The 20,315-nt window shown below is 72.7% G+C and carries 18 protein-coding genes; 6 read left to right on the top strand and 12 right to left on the bottom strand.

Annotation, left to right across the window (positions count from 1 at the left end; all coding sequences use genetic code 11):
• Window positions 1-714 precede the first annotated feature (714 nt).
• Window positions 715-1,719: a tryptophan--tRNA ligase gene (gene trpS / locus ACIQZO_RS35625; protein ID WP_403634671.1), complete on the top strand. Its 1,005-nt coding sequence runs from the start codon at window positions 715-717 to the stop codon at window positions 1,717-1,719.
• A 39-nt stretch (window positions 1,720-1,758) separates the two neighbouring features.
• Here trpS and proC read toward each other — a convergent pair whose 3' ends face one another.
• From proC to ACIQZO_RS35600, 5 genes are all read right to left on the bottom strand, one after another.
• Window positions 1,759-2,568 (bottom strand): pyrroline-5-carboxylate reductase, encoded by an 810-nt coding sequence (gene proC, locus ACIQZO_RS35620; RefSeq protein WP_403634669.1) that lies wholly within the window; start codon window positions 2,566-2,568, stop codon window positions 1,759-1,761.
• Between the two features lie 125 nt (window positions 2,569-2,693).
• Window positions 2,694-3,449, bottom strand: a complete 756-nt coding sequence (locus ACIQZO_RS35615; RefSeq protein WP_403634687.1) for an ABC transporter permease — start codon at window positions 3,447-3,449, stop codon at window positions 2,694-2,696.
• Between the two features lie 5 nt (window positions 3,450-3,454).
• Window positions 3,455-4,297 (bottom strand): ABC transporter ATP-binding protein, encoded by an 843-nt coding sequence (locus ACIQZO_RS35610; RefSeq protein WP_403634667.1) that lies wholly within the window; start codon window positions 4,295-4,297, stop codon window positions 3,455-3,457.
• A gap of 100 nt (window positions 4,298-4,397) precedes the next feature.
• Window positions 4,398-4,928, bottom strand: a complete 531-nt coding sequence (locus tag ACIQZO_RS35605) for a hypothetical protein (RefSeq protein WP_403634664.1) — start codon at window positions 4,926-4,928, stop codon at window positions 4,398-4,400.
• A 174-nt stretch (window positions 4,929-5,102) separates the two neighbouring features.
• Window positions 5,103-5,402 (bottom strand): peptidase, encoded by a 300-nt coding sequence (locus ACIQZO_RS35600; protein WP_403634661.1) that lies wholly within the window; start codon window positions 5,400-5,402, stop codon window positions 5,103-5,105.
• Window positions 5,403-5,507: 105 nt separating this feature from the next.
• Here ACIQZO_RS35600 and ACIQZO_RS35595 point away from each other — a divergent pair, with 105 nt between their 5' ends.
• Window positions 5,508-7,682, top strand: a complete 2,175-nt coding sequence (locus tag ACIQZO_RS35595; protein WP_403634658.1) for a serine/threonine-protein kinase — start codon at window positions 5,508-5,510, stop codon at window positions 7,680-7,682.
• An 84-nt stretch (window positions 7,683-7,766) separates the two neighbouring features.
• On the opposite strand, the gene ilvD is transcribed toward ACIQZO_RS35595, so the two are convergent.
• The 5 genes from ilvD to ACIQZO_RS35570 form a co-directional block, all read right to left on the bottom strand.
• Complete coding sequence (gene ilvD, locus ACIQZO_RS35590; protein WP_403634655.1) at window positions 7,767-9,617, bottom strand: dihydroxy-acid dehydratase; 1,851 nt, start codon at window positions 9,615-9,617, stop codon at window positions 7,767-7,769.
• A 122-nt stretch (window positions 9,618-9,739) separates the two neighbouring features.
• On the bottom strand, window positions 9,740-10,369 hold the full coding sequence (locus ACIQZO_RS35585) for a TetR family transcriptional regulator (protein WP_403634653.1): 630 nt from the start codon (window positions 10,367-10,369) through the stop codon (window positions 9,740-9,742).
• Window positions 10,366-11,211, bottom strand: a complete 846-nt coding sequence (locus ACIQZO_RS35580; protein ID WP_403634650.1) for a sugar phosphate isomerase/epimerase family protein — start codon at window positions 11,209-11,211, stop codon at window positions 10,366-10,368. Before ACIQZO_RS35580 ends, ACIQZO_RS35585 begins: the two co-directional genes overlap by 4 nt.
• A 122-nt stretch (window positions 11,212-11,333) precedes the next feature.
• Entirely contained in the window at window positions 11,334-11,759 is a 426-nt protein-coding gene (locus ACIQZO_RS35575; RefSeq protein WP_403634648.1) for a DUF3592 domain-containing protein, read from the bottom strand.
• Window positions 11,760-11,901: 142 nt separating this feature from the next.
• Complete coding sequence (locus ACIQZO_RS35570) at window positions 11,902-12,840, bottom strand: Ppx/GppA family phosphatase (protein ID WP_403634645.1); 939 nt, start codon at window positions 12,838-12,840, stop codon at window positions 11,902-11,904.
• Between the two features lie 63 nt (window positions 12,841-12,903).
• On the opposite strand from ACIQZO_RS35570, the gene ACIQZO_RS35565 reads away from it, so the two are divergent.
• The gene (locus tag ACIQZO_RS35565; protein ID WP_403634642.1) at window positions 12,904-13,761 is read left to right on the top strand and encodes a hypothetical protein; all 858 of its coding nucleotides are present in this window, start codon (window positions 12,904-12,906) and stop codon (window positions 13,759-13,761) included.
• 71 nt (window positions 13,762-13,832) lie between these two features.
• Here ACIQZO_RS35565 and ACIQZO_RS35560 read toward each other — a convergent pair whose 3' ends face one another.
• A complete protein-coding gene (locus tag ACIQZO_RS35560; protein ID WP_403634640.1) occupies window positions 13,833-15,611 on the bottom strand; it encodes a hypothetical protein in 1,779 nt (592 codons plus the stop codon).
• A gap of 275 nt (window positions 15,612-15,886) precedes the next feature.
• Here ACIQZO_RS35560 and radA point away from each other — a divergent pair, with 275 nt between their 5' ends.
• Both radA and disA read left to right on the top strand, forming a co-directional pair.
• Window positions 15,887-17,299: a DNA repair protein RadA gene (gene radA / locus ACIQZO_RS35555; RefSeq protein ID WP_403634638.1), complete on the top strand. Its 1,413-nt coding sequence runs from the start codon at window positions 15,887-15,889 to the stop codon at window positions 17,297-17,299.
• Window positions 17,300-17,492: 193 nt separating this feature from the next.
• Window positions 17,493-18,617: a DNA integrity scanning diadenylate cyclase DisA gene (disA, locus tag ACIQZO_RS35550; RefSeq protein WP_403634635.1), complete on the top strand. Its 1,125-nt coding sequence runs from the start codon at window positions 17,493-17,495 to the stop codon at window positions 18,615-18,617.
• Between the two features lie 109 nt (window positions 18,618-18,726).
• On the opposite strand, the gene ACIQZO_RS35545 is transcribed toward disA, so the two are convergent.
• Window positions 18,727-19,464, bottom strand: coding sequence for a hypothetical protein (locus ACIQZO_RS35545; protein ID WP_403634632.1), 738 nt, complete (start codon window positions 19,462-19,464; stop codon window positions 18,727-18,729).
• A 223-nt stretch (window positions 19,465-19,687) separates the two neighbouring features.
• On the opposite strand from ACIQZO_RS35545, the gene ACIQZO_RS35540 reads away from it, so the two are divergent.
• Window positions 19,688-20,305, top strand: coding sequence for a phosphatase PAP2 family protein (locus ACIQZO_RS35540; RefSeq protein ID WP_403634630.1), 618 nt, complete (start codon window positions 19,688-19,690; stop codon window positions 20,303-20,305).
• Window positions 20,306-20,315: the final 10 nt, after the last annotated feature.

The following is a 20,315-nucleotide window of genomic DNA, read 5'->3' as shown; positions in this document are numbered from 1 at the left end:
TCAAGGAACGGACGCTTCCTTTGTACTCACCCTCTCGGGCTTTCCTCCGGGCTTTCGTTCTGTTCTTGCGTTTCCGACTCTATCAGACTCTTTCGTGTCCGACTTCCTCGGCGCTTTCCAGGTTTTCGCTTTCGCGCTTTCCTTTCCGGCGGTTCCGACTCTATCAGATCCTTTCGGGCCTGATCCCCGGTCAGCGGGGCTTGTCTTCGGGGCTGTTGGGCCCTTTCGACGAGTGAGACAGTAGCGGATTCCTTGCCTCCGAACCTAATCGGGGGCTGCGTCCTGGAACGCGGATTCCTCATTCGCAAATACGCATGAAAACGAGCCGACGGAGTGCGTCGTTCGTTCGAATGTGTAGTGCGGGATGGCCGTCCGGGGACCGACCGGGGTCGGCGCTCACTTCGGACAACTCGAAGAACCTTACGGACCGGGCACATCTGTGTCAACCCCTCCTGGGCCCGCCGCGCGAGGTTCGCGAAACTCACCGCATCCTCGTCCCCCTCCCTCTACGCTGGGTCCATGACTACGCATGCGCTCACGTTCAGCCTGTGCTGGTGGGCCGCCTGACGGCGGCCGACTTTCCACGCGAGCACGCATGCGCTCACGGCCGCCGCTACGGCGGCCGTTTTTGTTTCTCCCCCTCCCGGGAGTGACTCGGTCGCCCGACGCGGTGGCACCGACACCACTCACGTTCAGACAGAGGGAGAGCCGGACATGGCAACGACGAGGATCTTCAGCGGCATCAAGCCCACGGGACACCTGACGCTGGGGAACTACCTGGGTGCCGTGCGGCAGTGGGTCGCCGCCGACCACACGCCGGAGTCGGCGCTGTTCTGCGTCGTCGATCTGCACGCACTCACCGTCGCGCACGAGCCGGCGCGCGTACGGAGGCTGAGTCGGCAGGCGGCGACGCTGTTGCTGGCCGCCGGGCTGGATCCGGCGCGGTGCACCCTGTTCGTACAGAGCCACGTGGATGAGCACACGCGGCTGGCCTACCTCCTGGAGTGCACCGCGACCGACGGCGAACTGCGGCGGATGATCCAGTACAGGGAGAAGGCGGCGAAGGCGCAGGGCTCCGGAGAGGGCGTACGGCTGTCGCTCCTCACCTATCCCGTGCTGATGGCCGCCGACATCCTGGCGTACGAGGCCCAGGAGGTGCCGGTCGGTGAGGACCAGCGCCAGCACGTCGAGCTGACCCGGGATCTCGCGGTGCGGTTCAACCAGCGCTACGGGCACACCTTCACCGTGCCGCGGGCCACGCATCCGGCGGTGGCCGCGCGGGTCATGGACCTGCAGGACCCGACGTCGAAGATGGGGAAGTCGCACGAGAACGCGGCGGGGATCGTCTATCTGCTCGACGAGCCCGGGGTCGTGCGCAAGAAGGTGATGCGGGCGGTCACCGACAGCGGCGACGGCGACGTGGCGTACGACCGGGAGGCGCAGCCGGGGGTCGCGAACCTGCTGGACATCCTGGCGGCGTGCACCGGCGGCGCTCCGGCCGCGCTCGCCGAGGGGTACAGCGGCTACGGGGCGCTGAAGCGGGATGTCGCCGACGCGGTGGTCGAGCTGCTGAGGCCGGTGCAGGAGCGGCACGCGCAGCTCGCGGGTGATCCGGCCCAGGTGGAGAAGGTGCTGCGGGAGGGTGCGGGGCGGGCCAGGGAGCTGGCGCGGCCGGTGGTGGACCGGGCGTACCGGGCCATCGGGCTGCTGGAGCCGTAACGGATGGGGCCCGCGCGGGCCCCATCCGTTGCGGGTGTCTCAGCTGTTGCCGGAGGCGAGCTCGCGGCTGCGGTCGCGGGCCGCTTCCAGGGCGGCGATGAGGGCGGCGCGCACGCCGTGCTTCTCCAGCTCGACGATCGCGTTGATCGTCGTACCGGCCGGGGAGGTGACGGCCTCGCGGAGCTTGACCGGGTGTTCGCCGCTGTCGCGGAGCATCACGGCGGCGCCGATGGCGGCCTGGACGATCAGGTCGTGGGCCTGGGCGCGGGGCAGCCCGAGGAGGATGCCGGCGTCGGTCATGGCCTCGACGAGGAAGTAGAAGTAGGCGGGTCCCGAGCCGGAGAGCGCGGTGGCCGCGTCCTGCTGGGACTCGGGGACGCGCAGGGTCTTGCCGACGCTGCCGAAGATCTCCTCGGTGTGGGCGAGATGCGCCGCGGTGGCGTGGCTGCCGGCGGAGATGACGGACATGGCCTCGTCGACGAGGGCGGGGGTGTTCGTCATGACGCGCACGACGGGGGTGCCGGGGCTGAGCCGTTCCTCGAAGAAGGCGGTGGGGACGCCCGCGGCGCCGCTGATGACCAAGCGGTCGACGGGGACGTGCGGGGCGAGCTCGTCGAGGAGCTTGGCCATGTCCTGGGGCTTGACGGTGAGGATGAGGATGTCGGCGCGCTTGGCGGCCTCGGCGTTGGAGACGGCCTCGACCCCGTAGCGGGTGCGGAGTTCCTCGGCCCGTTCGGTGCGGCGGGCGGTGACGAGGAGCTTGGCGGCGGGCCAGCCGCCGCGGATCATTCCGCTGAGCAGGGCCTCGCCGATCTTTCCGGTACCGAGGACTGCGACTGTCTGGGTCATGCCCGATTCACCTCGCCTGGGGGTCCCTCCCAACGGTGGCTGGGGGAGTTTCACGCGCGATACGTATACGGCCTCATCCTTTCACTCGTGAAAGGCGCGGGGCGGGACTGTCCGGCCTGTGGGCGTCAGGGGGTGCGGCGGCGGAGGGTGACCGCGCCGAGGGCGAGTACGAGCACGGCGCAGGCGGCGACGATGCCGGCGTCGCGGACGAATGCGGCGGTCATGTCGGTGTGGGTGAGGACCTGGGTCATGCCGTCGACGGCGTAGGACATCGGCAGGACGTCGGACAGGCCCTCGAGGACCGGGTGCATGGTGTCGCGGGCCGCGAAGAGGCCGCAGAGCAGGAGCTGCGGGAAGATCACCGCCGGCATGAACTGGACGGCCTGGAACTCGGAGGCCGCGAAGGCCGACACGAAGAGTCCGAGTGCGGTGCCGAGGAGGGCGTCGAGGAGGGCTACGAGGAGCAGCAGCCAGGGGGATCCGACGACATCGAGGCCGAGGACCCACAGGGCCAGGCCGGTGGCGAGGACGGACTGGACGACGGCGACGGCTCCGAAGGCGAGGGCGTAGCCGGCGATGAGGTCGCCCTTGCCGAGCGGCATGGCGAGCAGGCGCTCCAGGGTTCCGGAAGTGCGTTCGCGCAGGGTGGCGATGGAGGTCACCAGGAACATGGTGATGAGGGGGAAGATCCCGAGGAGTGACGCGCCGATGCCGTCGAAGGTCTTGGGGCTGCCGTCGAAGACGAAGCGCAGCAGGGTGAGCATCAGGACGGGGACCAGGAGCATCAGCGCGATGGAGCGCGGGTCGTGGCGGAGCTGGCGCAGTACGCGGGCGGCGGTGGCGGTGGTGCGGGCGCCACTCATGGCGGTCATGGCGGTCATGGCGGTCATCGGCTCTGCTCCGGGGTGAGGGCGGCGGCGTTGGACGTGTCGGCGTCGGTGGTGTCGGCTGCGGCGTTCGCGTTGGCCTCGTCGACGAGGCGCAGGAAGCCCTCCTCGACGGTGGCGGAGTGGGTCCGGGTGCGCAGCGCGTCGGGGGTGCCCTGGGCGAGGATGCGGCCCTCGCGCATGAGGAGCAGGTCGTGGCAGCGCTCGGCCTCGTCCATGACGTGGGAGGAGACGAGGATCGTCGTACCGCGGGTGGTGGTGATGTCGTGGAAGAGGTTCCACAGGTCGCGGCGCAGGACGGGGTCGAGGCCGACGGTGGGTTCGTCGAGGACCAGGAGCTCGGGGGTGCCGAGGAGGGCGACGGCGAGGGAGACCCGGCTGCGCTGGCCGCCGGAGAGGTTGCCGGCGAGGGCGCCGGCGCGGCTGGTGAGGTCGACGTCGGTGATGGCGCGGGCGACGGCGGCGGCGCGGCGGTCGGCGGCGGCCCGGCCGGGGTCGAGGACGGCGGCGAAGTAGTCGAGGTTCTGCCGGACGGTGAGGTCGTCGTAGACGCTGGGCGCCTGGGTGACGTAGCCGATGCGGGAGCGGAGCCGGGGGTGGCCGGCGGGGTGGCCGAGGACGTCGAGGGTGCCGGTGACGCGGGCCTGGGTGCCGACGATGGCGCGCATGAGGGTGGACTTTCCGCAGCCGGAGGGGCCGAGGAGGCCGGTGATGCGGCCGCGGGGGACGTCGAAGGCGAGGGAGTCGAGGACGGTGCGGGGGGTGCGGCCGGTGCCGCGGCGGACGGTCAGGTCATGGGCGTGGACGGCGGCCGGGTCTCCGTCGGCCTGGTTATTCATCATCTGATGAATAATGCTCCCGGTGGTGCCGGAACGTCAATCGCCGGGAAGGAATCGGACTGCCGCGCGGGGCTGCTCCGCTCCGGGGCTGCTCCGCCCGGGGCTACTTCTTGCGCTTGGGGCGGCGCGTGGCCGGGTTACCCGTACGGCTGCTGCGGCGGCGGGCGTATTCGACCCGGGCGCTCTCGTACTCGGCGCGGCGGAGCTTCTCGCCCGGGGCCTCGCCGAGGCAGCGCAGGAAGTACGCGATCAGGGAGCCGATGAAACCGATCGTCTTCAGGCCCTTGAGGGCGGCCTCGTCCGAGGACGGGGCGGGGCGACGGCTGTAGGAGGCCCAGGTCTTGGTGAAGGCGATGGAGCTGGCGATCGCGAACAGGACGACGACCGAGATGCTGAGGAAGGGGCCGACGTTGCCGATCTCCAGACCCTCGTAGGAGAGGCGGAGCAGTACGGCGGCGGAGACGGCGGTGGCCAGCGAGCCGATGGCGAGGCCGACGCGGCGCAGGGCGTAGCCGCCGTCGTGCTCGACCCACGTGGTGCCGAAGAACCGGATCGGCTCGGGCTGCGGGCCTGCGGGGGCAGCCGCCTGCGCGGCCGGCTCGGCGGGGGTCTGGTCTCGCTGGTCGTCGCTCACGTCAGCGATTATCCCTCGCCGGGCCGGTCGGGCCGGGTGCGTCTCACGTGTCAGACGGGTCGGACGGGTCCGACCCGGGTGCTCGTTCCGGTCGCTCCTGCCGCTGTGCCGATCCCCCCACGGAACTCGGTACGCGACTCGGTACGCGACTGGATACGCGATTCGGTACGGAACTCAGCAGCGGGTGGCGACGTAGCCGTCACTGCCCGTCCTGACGTAGGCGTCGGACACGAACTGCCCGTTGCCGATGCAGTCCCAGATATTGGTCGTGCCGTAGGGGCCGGAGACCGTCGTACCGGGGCCCTGGCAGCGGATCGAGACGTACGAGTCGTACGGCAGGACCTTGACGACGGAGTAGCTGGTGCCCGGCCCGCTGCGGACGTTCACCCGGTAGCCGGGCGCGACCGGAAACGTCTGGAAACCGGACTCGGCGGCGAGGCTGTGGACCTGGCCGGACTCGCTCTTTTCGGACATGCGAAAACTCCCCCCTGAGCGTTGCGCTTCGCAACTCGCGCAGGGTAGCAGGACCTTGGAGATCCTCAGGGGGCATCGACTAGGCTCCGGCGGGGGTGGTCAGCGGTGCAGTCGCTGCGCAGGGATCGGGCGGGCTTTCCGGAGTACGCCGGGCAGTACCGGCTGGAATCCGTCCTGGGTTCGGGCGGCATGGGGGTCGTCCACCTCGCCACCTCCGCGTCGGGGCTGAAACTCGCTGTCAAGATCGTGCATCCCGAGCACGCCGTGGATCCGGAGTTCCGGGCCCGGTTCCGGCAGGAGGTCGCCGCGGCGCGCAAGGTGAGCGGGGCGTTCACCGCACCCGTCGTGGACGCCGACCCCGACGCCGAACGGCCTTGGATGGCCACGCTGTTCATCGACGCGCCGACGCTCTCCGAGCGGGTACGGGAGCAGGTGCTGGAGCCCGCCGAACTGGCCAGGCTCGGCGCCGGGCTGGCCGAGGCGCTGCGCGACATCCACCGGGCCGGCGTGGTGCACCGGGACCTGAAGCCGAGCAACGTCCTGATGGCGCCCGACGGGGTGCGGGTCATCGACTTCGGGATCTCCCGGCCGACGGACAGCGACCTGCGCACCGAGACCGGGAAGCTGATCGGGACACCGCCCTTCATGGCGCCCGAGCAGTTCCAGCGGCCGCGGGAAGTGGGGCCCGCGGCGGACCTGTTCGCGATGGGCGCCGTCCTCGTGCACGCGGCGACCGGGCGCGGGCCCTTCGACTCCGACAGCCCCTATCTGGTGGCGTACCAGGTCGTGCACCACGACCCCGACCTGACCGGGCTGCCGCCGGAACTGAAGCCGATCGTCGAGGGCTGCCTCGCGAAGGACCCGGCCGAACGTCCCACTCCCGACGCCCTGATCAGCGAACTGCGGGCGCTGGCCTACCCGACGTCGGAGGACACCCGGGCCTTCATACCGAGGCCGCGGCGTCCGCAGCGGGTGGAGGAGAGCACCCACCGGCGGGACCGGATCGGCGGCCGGCCCGCTGCCGCGCCGGTCGTGCCCGCCGCCCGGCCGCGGTGGCGGTCGCGGCTGTTCCCGGCCGTCGGGATCGTGCTGCTGGTGACCGCCGGAGCGCTCGGCGGGTACTTCGCCCTCGGGGCGGACGGCGGCAGCTCGGACGCGCCGGATCCGTCCGCCGTGCGCTCCGCGGCCACGCGGCAGGGCTCCGGGGCGGGCGCCGTGACCCCCTGGGCCGTCCCGGTCGGCGAGCGGGGGCAGGGCAGTCCCTTCCCGGCCTGCTCCTGGTCGGCCGCAGGGCTGTACTGCTCGGGATCCGGGCTGACGGCCGCCCGCCTCGACCCCGCGAGCGGCTCGGTGCTGTGGTCCGTACGCGGCGCGGCACCCGCGTCGCGGTTGACCCCGAACCCGGCCCCGCTGCACGCCGCCGGGCTGGTGCTCGCGGTGGACGACGGCGGGAAGACGCTCCGGGCCCTGGATCCGGCGGGCGGCGCGCAGCGCTGGAAGCAGATTCTGCAGCAAGGTGCGCAGGTGGTGCCCGCGGGAGGGCTGCTGCTGGTCGCGGGCCCGGACGGGAACGTCACGATGCTGGACGCGGCCACCGGCGCCACGCAATGGACGCACCGGATCGGCGGGCCCGGCTCCGTCTGGTTCGCCGGAGCCGACCCGTCCGGCGGCTCCGCCCTGTACGTGTCCACGCAGGCGGCGGACGGGAAGTCCACGCAGGTCAGCGCGGTCGACCCGGCGAACGGCACGGTGCGCTGGCAGGTCCGCAGCCCCTCCCTGCTGGAACCGGTCGGCGCGGCCGCCGGCGGGCTGTACCTGCTGGAGGGCGACTCGCGCTCGGCGTCCGGGGCGGTGAGCAAGGCGGTCGTCCGCGTGGACCTCACGACGCGTGCCGTACGCAGGACCGCGCTGGCCGCGCCCCTGCTCGACGCGCAGGCCGCGGTCGGCCCGGACGGGCGGGTGTACGCCTTCGGAACGTCGGGCGCGCTGGCCGCGGTCGGGGCGGAGCGCGAGGAATGGCGGCTGGAGACGGGCGTGGCCGTGGGCTCGCGGCCGGTGGTCCACGACGGACGGATCCACCTGACGGCCTCCGACGGGCGGACGCTGGCGGTGGACGGCGGCGGTCGGCCGCTGGGCCAGACGAAGCCCCGGATGGCGGGCCGGCCGGGCGGCTACACCTCGACCCTGCCCGCGCCGGTGCTCGGGGACGGGCGGCTGTTCGCGAGTGCGCCCGACGGGACGGTGTTCGCGGTGGCGGCGGACACGCCCGGCGCCTGGTGACGCGGTGGCACGGTGAGGCGCTGACATGCGGTCGCCCCCGCACCGGAGGGTGCGGGGGCGACCGTGACGTGTCGCGCTGCGGGGTCAGCCCAGGAGGTTGACGTCGCGGACCGCGCCCTTGTCGGCGCTGGTCGCCATCGCGGCGTAGGCGCGCAGGGCCGCGGAGACCTTGCGCTCGCGGTTCTTCGGCGCGTAGACGCCGCCGAGGGCCTCGTGGCGGGCGGCGAGGGTGGCCTCGTCGACCAGGACCTCGATGGACCGGTTCGGGATGTCGATGCGGATCCGGTCGCCGTCCTCGACGACCGCAATCGTGCCGCCCGAGGCCGCCTCCGGGGAGGCGTGGCCGATGGACAGGCCCGAGGTGCCGCCGGAGAAGCGGCCGTCCGTGACCAGGGCACAGACCTTGCCGAGGCCGCGACCCTTGAGGAAGGAGGTCGGGTAGAGCATCTCCTGCATACCGGGGCCGCCGCGCGGGCCCTCGTAGCGGATGACGACGACGTCGCCCGCCTTGACCTCCTTGCGGAGGATCTTGTCGACGGCCTCGTCCTGCGACTCGCAGACCACGGCCGGGCCCTCGAAGGTCCAGATGGACTCGTCGACACCGGCGGTCTTCACGACGCAGCCGTCGACGGCGATGTTGCCGCGCAGCACGGCCAGGCCGCCGTCCTTGGAGTACGCGTGCTGCACCGAGCGGATGCAGCCGCCCTCGGCGTCGAGGTCGAGGGTCTCCCAGCGCCGGGACTGGGAGAACGCGGTGGCGGAGCGCTCGCAGCCGGGGCCCGCGTGCCACAGCTCCATGGCCGTGTCGGTGGCCGTGCCGGAGCGGGCGTCCCACTTCGCGAGCCAGTCCTCCAGGCCCTCCGAGTGGACGGTGCTGATGTCCTTGTTGAGCAGACCGCCGCGGTGCAGTTCACCGAGGATGGCGGGGATGCCGCCGGCCCGGTGGATGTCCTCCATGTAGTACGTGCCTCCGGGCGCCACGTTCGGCGCGACCTTGGACAGGCACGGGACGCGGCGCGAGACGGCGTCGATGTCGGTGAGGTCGTACTCCAGGCCCGCTTCCTGGGCGGCGGCCAGCAGGTGCAGGATCGTGTTCGTGGAGCCGCCCATCGCGATGTCGAGGGCCATGGCGTTCTCGAAGGCCTCGCGGCTGGCGATGTTGCGCGGCAGGACGGACTCGTCGCCGTCCTCGTAGTAGCGCTTGGTGATCTCCACGACCGTGCGGCCGGCGTCCTCGTACAGGGCGCGGCGGGCGGTGTGCGTGGCGAGGACCGAGCCGTTGCCGGGGAGGGCCAGACCGATGGCCTCGGCGAGGCAGTTCATCGAGTTGGCCGTGAACATGCCGCTACAGGAGCCGCAGGTGGGGCAGGCGTTCTCCTCGATGCGGAGCACGTCCTCGTCGGAGACGTTCTCGTTGGAGGCGTCGACCATGGCGTCGATCAGGTCGAGCTTGCGCACGGTGCCGTCGACGAGCGTCGCCTGACCGGCCTCCATCGGACCGCCCGAGACGAAGACGACCGGGATGTTGAGGCGCAGCGCGGCCATCAGCATGCCCGGAGTGATCTTGTCGCAGTTGGAGATGCAGATCAGCGCGTCGGCGCAGTGCGCCTCGACCATGTACTCGACCGAGTCCGCGATGAGGTCGCGGGAGGGGAGGGAGTACAGCATGCCGCCGTGGCCCATGGCGATGCCGTCGTCCACCGCGATGGTGTTGAACTCGCGCGGGATCGCACCGGCGGCACGGATGGCGTCGGAGACGATCCGGCCGACCGGAGCCAGGTGGGTGTGCCCGGGGACGAACTCGGTGAAGGAGTTGGCGACCGCGACGATCGGCTTGCCGATGTCCGCGCTCGCTACGCCCGACGCGCGCATCAGCGCACGCGCGCCTGCCATGTTGCGGCCGTGGGTGACGGTGCGGGACCTCAGCTCGGGCATGCGGTTTCACTCCCCATGAGTGCGGCTGTACGGTCAGCCGCGACTGCGGATATGGCTCAGCTACGAGGCTACGCCCACCGCCCGCGATCCGGACACCGCGTCCGGATGCCGGGACGGCCGGCTCATTCCTCGGTCAGGTACCGCTGGAGCGTGGGAGCCACCAGGGCGATGATCTCCTCCGGGTCGGCGGATGCCAGGGGCTCCACCTGGACCACGTAGCGCAGGATCGCGATGCCCACCATGTGGGAGGCCGCGAGCTCGGCGCGGAAGGTCGGCTCGGGGACATCGAGGTCGGCGGCCACCCGCTCCAGGACCCGCCGCAGCACCAGCCCGCGCAGCACCTTCGCGGCGGCCTCGTGCGTGAGCGCCGAACGGATCACGGCGAGGAGCGGGACCCGGGTGACCGGGTTCTCCCAGATGCCCAGGAAGTAGCGGGCGAGGCGCTCGCCGATGCCGTCCGGACCCTCGCCGACGATGGTGGGGACCACCAGGGCGGGCTCGAAGCTGACCTCGATGGCGGCGGCGAAGAGATCGTCCTTGCTGCCGAAGTAGTGGTGGACCAGCGCCGGGTCGACGCCGGCGACCTTCGCGATACCGCGCACGGACGTCTTGTCGTACCCGCGCTCCGCGAACACCTCGCGGGCGGCGAGGCGGATGCGCTCCTGCGTGCCGGGGCCGTCGTCGGCCTCGTCCTGCCGGGGGCGGCCGGGGCCACGCCGGCGCGGCTTCGGCGCGTCCGGGGTGTCGGTCATGGGCGGCGGACCCCGTCGCGCTCGGTGGTCGTTCCGCGGGCGGCGGTGGCGAGGTGCAGGCGCGTGAAGGCCAGCGCCTCGGCGAGATCGGCCTCGCGCTCGGCGGAGGACATCGCCCGGCGGGTGTTCACCTCGATCACCACGTGCCCGTCGAACGAGGTCCGCGCGAGGCGCTCCAGAAGCTCGGCACAGGGCTGCGTACCGCGGCCCGGCACCAGGTGCTCGTCCTTGGCCGATCCGTTCCCGTCGGCGAGGTGGACGTGCGCGAGCCGGTCGCCCATCCGGTCGATCATCGCGGTGGCGTCGGTCCGGGCGGTCGCGGTGTGCGACAGGTCGACGGTGAAGTGCCGGTAGTCGTCCTTGGTCACGTCCCACTCGGGGGCGTACGCGAGCATCTCGCGGTCGCGGTAGCGCCACGGGTACATGTTCTCCACGGCGAACCGGACGTCGGTCTCGTCAGCCATCCGCCAGATGCCGGTGACGAAGTCCCGCGCGTACTGGCGCTGCCAGCGGAACGGCGGATGCACGACCACGGCGCTCGCCCCGAGCCGCTCGGCCGCGGCCCGGGCACGCTGGAGCTTGGTCCACGGATCGGTGGACCAGACCCGCTGGGTGATCAGCAGACACGGCGCGTGGACCGCCAGGATGGGCACCCCGTGGTGTTCCGAGAGACGGCGCAGGGCGTCGACGTCCTGACTCACCGGGTCCGTCCAGACCATGACCTCGACGCCGTCGTACCCCAGGCGCCCGGCGATCTCGAAGGCGGTCGCCGTCGACTCCGGATAGACGGAGGCGGTGGAGAGCGCGACTTTCGCGGTCGGGACACGGACTGGTTCTGCCACGGACACAGGGTACGGGCCCAGAACGCCGAGCGACCGTGACGGGGACCACGCGGACGGCGGGGGCGGGGCCGGTCGGGGTCGGGGTCGGGGTTGTGCGCGGGGCGGCTTCGGTGGGCGGGCGTTCAGAGGGTGAGCAGTCGGACGACCAGGACGATCACGGTGCCCGCTGTGAATACCGAACCCAACACGGTGAAGAGCAGGTCGACGGTCCTCGCGTCCCAGCCCACGACCTCGAAACGGCGGGGGTTTTCCGGGTCGTATCGGACGGTGGCGTTCGCTCCCACACCAAAGGCGTGTCCGACCGATCCACGCCCGAATCTGGATGAGTACTCACAGGCGCGCCCGTCCCGGGACGTCCATGCCATGACCGGGTGGTAGTACGTGACGCCCTCGTCACCCTTCATGACTTCGTGGCGGACGATCCGAGCCACTGCGGTGATGCCATGACGGCGCAGCAGGCCGGCACGGCGCAGGCCGTGGATTCCGACGCCGAGAAAAGCTACGCCGACCGTCAGCGGTATGAGGGAGAAAAGCCATTCGCGTCCCATGATCTATGCGACGCGTCCGCCAGGATGTCGGTTGCGCCCTCGGCCGGTCGCCGCACAGCGCCCATTGCGTCGTGGAGCCGGGTCGGCGCACGAGAGCGGGCCCACGTCCGTCCCCGTCGCGCCTCTCCGGCCGCTCCGCCCCCTACACCCCCGCCGCCGGCATGTGGTCCAGCCTGCGCAGGATGACGCCCTCGCGCAGGGCCCACGGGCAGATCTCCAGTTCTTCCACACCGAAGATGTCCATCGTGGCCTCGGCCACCAGCGCGCCCGCCAGGAGCTGGTTCGAGCGGCCCTCCGAGACGCCCGGGAGGGCGGAGCGCTGGATGGTGGTCATCGCCGCCAGGCGCGGGACCCATTCCTCCAGGGACTTGCGGCTCAGGTCCCGCTGGACGTAAAGACCCTCCGCCGAGCGCGCCGCGCCCGCGATGCGCGCCAGCTGCTTGAAGGTCTTCGACGTCGCCACCACGTGGTCCGGCGTGCCGAAGCGGCGGAACTCTCCGACCGTGCGGGCGATCTCCGCCCGTACGTGCCGCCGCAGCGCCCGGATGTCCAACGCGTCCGGCGGGTCGCCCGGGAGCCAGCCCGAGGTGAGGCGGCCCGCGCCCAGCGGGAGGGAGACGGCCGCGTCCGGGTCCTCGTCGATGCCGTACGCGATCTCCAGCGAGCCGCCGCCGATGTCCAGGACCAGCAGCTTCCCGGCGGACCAGCCGAACCAGCGGCGGGCCGCGAGGAAGGTGAGCCGGGCCTCGTCCTCGCCGCTCAGCACCGGCAGGTCGACGCCGGTCTCGGCCTTGATCCGGGCCAGCACCTCGTCCGCGTTCGTGGCCTCGCGCACGGCACTGGTCGCGAAGGGGAGGACGCCCTCGCACCCCTTGTCCTCGGCGGCCTGCACCGCGTCGCCGACCACCGAGACGAGACGCTCGACGCCGTCCGGGGTCACGGCGCCGCGCTCGTCGAGCAGCTCCGCCAGCCGCATCTCCACCTTGTGCGAGTGCGCCGGCTGCGGGCGCGCGCCGGGGTGCGCGTCCACCACCAGCAGATGGACCGTATTCGAACCCACATCCAGCACACCGAGTCTCATAGGGGGAAACGCTACTGCGAGGAAGACTCGGGGGTTGAGTAAGGGGCGCATAGGCTTGGGTTTGTGCCAAATACGAAGAAGGCCAACAAGACCCGGTCGCAGAAGGACGCGGGCAAGGACGACACCGTCAAGGACAGGGCCAAGGCCAAAACCAAGGGCGGCAAGGACAAGGTCGTGGCCGACGAGAAGGGGCTCGACTTCCCACGGGCCTGGGTGGAGTTCCCCGACCCCGCCGACGACGAGCAGATCTTCCGCTGTGACCTGACCTGGCTCACCTCCCGCTGGACCTGCATCTTCGGCAGCGGCTGCCAGGGCATCCAGGCGGGTCGGGCGGACGACGGCTGCTGCACGCTCGGCGCGCACTTCTCCGACGAGGACGACGAGAAGCGCGTCGCGCAGCACGTGGCCAGGCTGACCCCCGAGCTGTGGCAGTTCCACGACGTCGGCAGCGAGAGCGGGTGGACGCAGCACGACGACGACGGGGAGAAGCAGACCCGCCGCTGGGACGGCGCGTGCATCTTCCTGAACCGGCCTGGGTTCCCCGCCGGGGCCGGCTGCTCGCTGCACATCCTGGCCGTGAAGGAGGGCCGGGAGCCGCTGGAGACCAAGCCCGACGTCTGCTGGCAGCTGCCCATCCGCCGCACGTACGACTGGATCGACCGGCCGGACGACACCCGCGTGCTGCAGGTGACGATCGGTGAGTACGACCGGCGCGGCTGGGGTCCGGGCGGCCACGACCTGCACTGGTGGTGCACGTCGGCCACGTCCGCGCACGGCGCCGGGGAGCCGGTGTACGTGTCGTACCGCCCCGAGCTGACGGAGCTGATGGGCAAGGAGGGGTACGACGCGCTCGTGGAGCACTGCGAGGCGCGGCTGGCCTCGCTGCTGCCGATGGCCCCGCACCCCGCGGACCCCGCCTGACCCGACCGGCGCTCTGACCCGACCGCCCCGACCGCCCCCGCCCCGACCGGCCCCCGCCCCGCCCCGACGTGTCAGGTGCCCGAGGCCCCCGACGGGCCCGGATCCGGGTCCGGGTCCGGGGAAACCGTTCCGCCTGAGCCCTCCGTCGGGCTCGGCGAGGGCGTCGGGGACGGCGGAGGGATCGTCGGCTCCGTCGGCGACGGGGCCGGGGTGGTCGGCTGCGTCGGGTCCGGCGAGGGCGCCGGGGTCGCGGGCTGCGTCGGGTTCTGGGTGGGCGCGGGCGTCGACGCCGGGCGGCCCCGGCCCTGGATGGAGACCACCGCGCCGCTGGGGTCGACCCCGACCCGGGCCGACCATGCGCCGACGGGCTGGGCCTCGGGGTCGACGACGATGCGCAGGGTGACCGATTCTCCTGGGGCCAGCGTGCCCGCGGTCCGGCTCGCGCGCAGCCAGGGCGCGTCGGACCAGAGCCGCCAGTCGACCGGGGCGCCGCCGGAGGCGGCGAGGGTGAGCAGGGTGACGGCGCCCTGCGAGGACGCGGCGACGGTGAGGCGGCCGGCGCTGCCGGGGTGGTCCGGGGTCGCCGGCGGACCGCTGCTGATCACCTCGACGGAGACGTCGGAGTCGGTGTCGTTCCGGGCGAAGCCGGGGCCGCCGGTCGTGGTGGCGGCGTTCCCGGCGTTCTCGTACGCGGTGAGCGGGCGGCCGTCGGTCCGCGCGGTCGGGAGCTCGGACTCGCTGGCGGAGATGCGGGTGGCGTCGCCGGCGGGCTCCCCCGAGTCGGGACCGCCGCGGTACGCCGCCCACAGCGCCAGAACCGGGGCCGCGACGACGGTGGCGACCACGGTGGTGGTCAGCACCCGGGCGCGCAGCCGGTCGCGACGGGCGACGCGGTCCTTGGGGTCCATCGGGAAGCCCGTGCGGTCGAAGCGCGGGGCGCGGCCGCGGCCCCGGCCGGAGCGGAGCATCGCGGCGTGGACGGCGGTGCGGGGGGCGGGCACGAGGGGGAGGGCGGCGGTGTTGAGGCCGCCGGAGCCGGGCCAGGGGCCGGCGGCGCCGACGCGTTCGGCGACGCGGCGGCAGCGGGGGCAGTCGTCGACGTGGCGGACGAGCTCGGCGCGCAGGGTGCTGGAGAGGAGCACGTTGCCGTTGCCGTTGCTGTCGCCGTCTCCGTCGTCACCGGTGAGCCGGGAGACGCTGGGGCAGTTGCCGGTCTCCACGACGGCGAGGGCGGCGCGGGTGCGCTCGACCTCGCAGGCCGCCCCGGAGAGCAGCTCGCGGGCGGCGGCCGCGGGGGTGCCGAGGACGGCGGCGAGTTCGGGGACGCCGAGGCGGTGGCGGACGGCGAGTTCGAGGGCCTCGCGCTGCTCGGGTGTGGTGCCTGCGGCTTCGGGCCAGGCGAGCCGGGCCAGCTCGGTGCGGCGGTAGGCGCTCACGTCAAGGGGGCGGTGGGCCTCCGGGCCGCGCGCGGGGCCGGTGCCGCCACCCGGCGCACGGTCGCGCTCGGCATGCTCCGGCGCACGCCGGGCGGAATGCGCTCCCTGTCGTGCGCGCCGTTGCTCCCCCAGCCGGTGCAGACAGCCCCAGCGGGCGAGCGCGTAGAGCCAGGCGCGCCGGTCCCCCTCGTCGGGGCAGCGGCCGGGGTGCCGCTCGGCGACGGCGAGGACGTCCCCGAGCACGTCGGTCGCGGTGTCGTGGTCGCACAGGACCGACAGGCAGTACGTGAACAGGCCGTCCAGGTAGGGCTCGTGCCGGAACGGCGGCGGCTGCTCGCCCTCGTGGGGCGTGCGCCCGTGCGCCCGGTGTGCGCCGGTGCGCGCTGAGGAGTGTGCCTGGTTGCTGCTGTTCACCTGGCGACCGTAGGTGGCGCGCCGGTGACGGCCTGGAAGCCTTCGCCACTTTTAGTCCTTACGGGTGAACAGATCGGTGAGGAGCTGACGCAGGCCCTGACGCCGCGGGCCCGAGAGGCCCCCGAACGACTCCCGAACGACTCCCGAACGGACCCCCGACCGGCCCCACCTCCGCCTCCGCCCCCACACACACCCGGGCCCTTGGGACTCCACCGCGCCCCGGCGAACCGCCACCGCGGTCCGGCCTGTCAGTGGGGGCGGCTACCGTGAACTCCATGGCTGCCCGCACCGCTCGTTCATCCGCCAAGGACCGGCCGTCCTACCGCTGTACCGAGTGCGGCTGGACGACCGCGAAGTGGCTCGGCCGCTGTCCCGAGTGCCAGGCCTGGGGCACCGTCGAGGAGATGGGCACGCCCGCCGTGCGGACCACCGCCGCCGGCCGGGTGTCGACGCCCGCGGTACCAATCGCGCAGGTCGACGGGCGGACGGCGACCGCGCGCAGCACCGGCGTCGACGAGCTGGACCGCGTCCTCGGCGGCGGTCTCGTGCCCGGCGCCGTCGTGCTGCTGGCCGGCGAGCCCGGCGTCGGCAAGTCGACGCTGCTGCTGGACGTCGCGGCGAAGGCGGCCAGCGACGAGCACCGCACGCTGTACGTCACGGGCGAGGAATCGGCGAGCCAGGTGCGGCTGCGGGCCGACCGCATCAATGCCCTCAGCGATCACCTCTACCTGGCCGCCGAGACCGACCTGTCCGCCGTGCTCGGGCATCTCGACGCCGTGAAGCCCTCCCTGCTGATCCTGGACTCCGTACAGACCGTCGCCTCGCCCGAGATCGACGGCGCGCCCGGCGGCATGGCCCAGGTCCGCGAGGTGGCCGGGGCCCTGATCCGCGCCTCCAAAGAACGCGGGATGTCCACCCTCCTCGTCGGCCACGTGACCAAGGACGGAGCCATTGCCGGTCCCCGTCTGCTGGAACACCTCGTCGACGTGGTGCTGAGCTTCGAGGGCGACCGGCACGCCCGGCTGCGGCTGGTGCGCGGCATCAAGAACCGGTACGGGGCCACCGACGAGGTCGGCTGCTTCGAGCTGCACGACGAGGGGATCACCGGGCTCGCCGACCCGAGCGGGCTGTTCCTGACCCGCCGCGCCGAGGCCGTGCCCGGCACCTGCCTGACCGTGACGCTGGAGGGCAAGCGCCCGCTGGTCGCCGAGGTGCAGGCGCTGACCGTGGACTCGCAGATCCCCTCCCCCCGGCGCACGACCTCCGGTCTGGAGACCTCGCGCGTCTCGATGATGCTGGCGGTGCTGGAGCAGCGCGGCCGGATCACGGCGCTCGGCAAGCGCGACATCTACAGCGCCACCGTGGGCGGGGTGAAGCTGACCGAGCCGGCCGCCGACCTGGCGATCGCGCTCGCCCTGGCCTCCGCCGCCAGCGACGTCCCGCTGCCGAAGAACCTCGTGGCGATCGGCGAGGTCGGCCTGGCCGGCGAGGTGCGCCGGGTGACCGGCGTGCAGCGGCGGCTCGCGGAGGCGCACCGGCTGGGCTTCACGCACGCCCTGGTCCCGGCCGATCCGGGCAAGGTACCGGCCGGGATGAAGGTCATCGAGGTGGCCGACATGGGCGACGCGCTACGGGTGTTGCCGCGGGGCCGGTCCCGCAAGCCGGCCGGGGAGCGGTCCGCGGAGTAGCCGACCGGGGAGCACGATCCCCTGGTCGGAGGGGCCGGTGAGGGGTCCGCGCGCGGCCCCCTCGAGCCGTACCTGGCCAAGCCACGGCGGGGCCGCGGCGCGCGCCGGTAGACTTCTGGATGGTCCGCCCGGCCGTACGCACGTCCTCGTGCCCGCGGCGCAGGGCGGCGCAACCCGCGACCGGAGGAGTGCAGTGGCAGCCAAGGACGGGGCAGCAGCATCCGGAAAGTCGGGCGCGAGCTCCAAGCAGGAGGCCATGATGCGCGCCTCGCTGAGCGCGGTCGCACCTGGTCAGCCGCTGCGTGACGGCTTGGAACGGATCGTCCGCGGCAACACCGGCGGGCTCATCGTCCTCGGTATGGACAAGAGCGTCGAGGCGATGTGCACCGGCGGCTTCGTCCTGGACGTGGAGTTCACCGCGACCCGGCTGCGCGAGCTGTGCAAGCTCGACGGCGCGCTCATCCTCGACAAGGACATCACCAAGATCCTGCGGGCCGGTGTGCAGCTGGTGCCGGACGCGTCGATCCACACGGAGGAGACGGGTACGCGCCACCGCACGGCCGACCGCGTCTCCAAGCAGTGCGGCTTCCCGGTGGTGTCGGTGTCGCAGTCGATGCGGCTGATCGCGCTGTACGTGGACGGGGAGCGCCGGGTCCTGGAGGAGTCCGGGGCGATCCTGTCGCGGGCGAACCAGGCGCTGGCCACGCTGGAGCGGTACAAGCTGCGCCTCGACGAGGTCGCGGGCACGCTGTCGGCGCTGGAGATCGAGGACCTGGTCACGGTCCGCGATGTGACGGCGGTCGCGCAGCGGCTGGAAATGGTCCGCCGGATCGCGACCGAGATCGCCGAGTACGTGATCGAACTGGGCACGGACGGGCGACTGCTGTCGCTGCAGCTGGACGAGCTGACGGTCGGGATCGAGCAGGAGAGGGAGCTCGTCATCCGGGACTACGTGCCGGAGCCGACGGCGAAGCGTTCCCGCACGGTGGACGAGGCGCTGGCCGAGCTGGACGCGCTGACGCATCCGGAGCTGCTGGAACTGGCGATCGTGGCGCGGGCGCTCGGGTACACGGGCTCTCCGGAGACCCTGGACTCGGCGGTGTCGCCGCGCGGATACCGGCTGCTGGCGAAGGTGCCGAGGCTGCCGGGCGCGATCATCGAGCGGCTCGTGGAGCACTTCGGGGGCCTGCAGAAGCTGCTGGCGGCTTCCGTGGACGACCTCCAGGCCGTGGACGGGGTGGGCGAGGCCCGCGCGCGGAGCGTCCGCGAGGGCCTGTCCCGCCTGGCCGAGTCGTCCATCCTGGAACGGTACGTCTGACGCTCGGCCCACCCGCCGCTGACGGGGCTCCGCCCCGGAGCCGGCCCCGGGCCCGCTCGTTCGGATCGTGCCGGGCAGCACCGGCCCGGCACGATCCGAACGAGACGACCTAGTCCTGCTTCAGGACGAACGAGGTGCGGGCCACCGGCATGCCCGGGGCCTTGACCTCGACCACGTAGGTGTCCGGAGCCGCCGACCCCGCCGGAGGCGTCTGGCACTGGTCGGCCGCGCTGAACCGGCGGTCCCAGTCCAGCGACTGCTTGGTCTCGCCCTGCGCCGGCAGGCGGAAGAAGGCGTTGCCCGCGCCCGCCGGGCAGTCCGCCGAGGACCACACCGCCTTGCTGCTGCTCGCCTGAAGGATGGTCAGGACGGCCTGCTTCGGCCCGAGGCCGACCTTGCAGGTGGTTCCGGAGGTGTTGCGCGCGACCAGTTCGAGGCGGGGCTTCTCGTTCGCCTCGTACTCGTTCTTCGCGCTCTTGACCTCCCACTGCAGCGCACCCGGCGCGCAGGTGGGCAGCGGGGAGTCCGCCGGGACCTGGGCGGGGCCGCCCGCGGCGCCGCCGGAGCCGGAGCCGCCGTTCGAGGCGGTGCCGCTGCCCGGTTCGCCGTTCTTGCCCGCGCCGCCCGTGGAACCGCCCTCGGAGCCGGTGGTTCCGCCACTGCCCGTGTCCGGGCGCCCGCCGGGGGCCGCGCTGATGGCGGGCCCGGTGCCGGCCGGACCCGGGGTGATCGAGGAGACGGGGTCGGGGCCGCCCTGGCCCTTTCCGTTCGTACTCGTCCTCCCCCCACCGGAACTGACGGTCCATACGGCGAGGAGCGCGAGGAGCGCGACAACGGAAGCCAGCACAGCCCTCCGTCGCCAGTAGATGGAGGAGGGGAGCGGCCCGACCGGATTGCGCAGAGATCCCACGGACGGAACTTTACGAGAGTTCGCGACCCGATCAGTGCCCCACATGCCGCGCAGTGGGCTCGATTTGCCGATGATCATCCTGCGGGCGCAATCGGGAGCGCCGAGATCCGGCCAAAGGGCTGACGCGGAGATTAATCCGCTTTACGTATGTTGGGTCAGCATGGACCGTTCCGACCCCTACCGCGCCGTCGTCGATTTCGCCCACTGGACACCCTCATGGGTGCAATCGTCCTTCGAGATCTGGACGCGGTACGGGCTCCTGCTCTTCGGGGCGCTCTTCGCCGCCGTCTGGTGGCGCGCACGCGGGCGCGGCGCCGCCCGGCCGGTGGCCCTGGCCGTCCTCGCGCCGGTGGCCACCGTCCTCGCGTACGCCGCGTCGGAGTTCGTGAAGTCCACGGTGGACGAGGAGCGGCCCTGCCGCGCCGTCACCGGGGCCGCGGCCTCGCTGGTGCCCTGCCCGGGCCCCGGCGACTGGTCGTTCCCCAGCAACCACGCGGTCCTCGCGGGCGCCGCCGCGGTGGCGCTCACCATGGCCGTACGCCGACTCGCGCCGCTGACCGTGCCGCTCGCGCTGCTGATGGCCTTCTCCCGGGTCTTCGTCGGCGTGCACTACCCGCACGACGTGGCGTTCGGCCTGCTGCTCGGCGGGTCGGTCGCCGCCCTCGCCGTCCTCGCGCTCACCGGCCCGGCGGCCGCGGTCATCACCGCGGCCCGGGCGGGCGGGATCCCGGCCGCCGTCTGGCTCACCGGCCCCGGTCCGGCGCGCCGGGGGAGGTGAAACGTGCCAG

It is taken from the genome of Streptomyces sp. NPDC097617 (assembly GCF_044761485.1).
Taxonomy (GTDB): domain Bacteria; phylum Actinomycetota; class Actinomycetes; order Streptomycetales; family Streptomycetaceae; genus Streptomyces.
Note: the sequence above shows the minus strand (reverse complement) of the source record. Positions and strands in the feature narration are given on the sequence as shown.

Bases quoted from the DNA above. Each gene is read 5' to 3' on its own strand.
- trpS (WP_403634671.1), top strand. From the start codon at position 715: ATGGCAACGACGAGGATCTTCAGCGGCATCAAGCCCACGGGACACCTG.
- proC (WP_403634669.1), bottom strand. From the start codon at position 2,568: ATGACCCAGACAGTCGCAGTCCTCGGTACCGGAAAGATCGGCGAGGCC.
- ACIQZO_RS35615 (WP_403634687.1), bottom strand. From the start codon at position 3,449: ATGACCGCCATGACCGCCATGAGTGGCGCCCGCACCACCGCCACCGCC.
- ACIQZO_RS35610 (WP_403634667.1), bottom strand. From the start codon at position 4,297: ATGATGAATAACCAGGCCGACGGAGACCCGGCCGCCGTCCACGCCCAT.
- ACIQZO_RS35600 (WP_403634661.1), bottom strand. From the start codon at position 5,402: ATGTCCGAAAAGAGCGAGTCCGGCCAGGTCCACAGCCTCGCCGCCGAG.
- ilvD (WP_403634655.1), bottom strand. From the start codon at position 9,617: ATGCCCGAGCTGAGGTCCCGCACCGTCACCCACGGCCGCAACATGGCA.
- ACIQZO_RS35585 (WP_403634653.1), bottom strand. From the start codon at position 10,369: ATGACCGACACCCCGGACGCGCCGAAGCCGCGCCGGCGTGGCCCCGGC.
- ACIQZO_RS35575 (WP_403634648.1), bottom strand. From the start codon at position 11,759: ATGGGACGCGAATGGCTTTTCTCCCTCATACCGCTGACGGTCGGCGTA.
- ACIQZO_RS35570 (WP_403634645.1), bottom strand. From the start codon at position 12,840: ATGAGACTCGGTGTGCTGGATGTGGGTTCGAATACGGTCCATCTGCTG.
- radA (WP_403634638.1), top strand. From the start codon at position 15,887: ATGGCTGCCCGCACCGCTCGTTCATCCGCCAAGGACCGGCCGTCCTAC.
- ACIQZO_RS35540 (WP_403634630.1), top strand. From the start codon at position 19,688: ATGGACCGTTCCGACCCCTACCGCGCCGTCGTCGATTTCGCCCACTGG.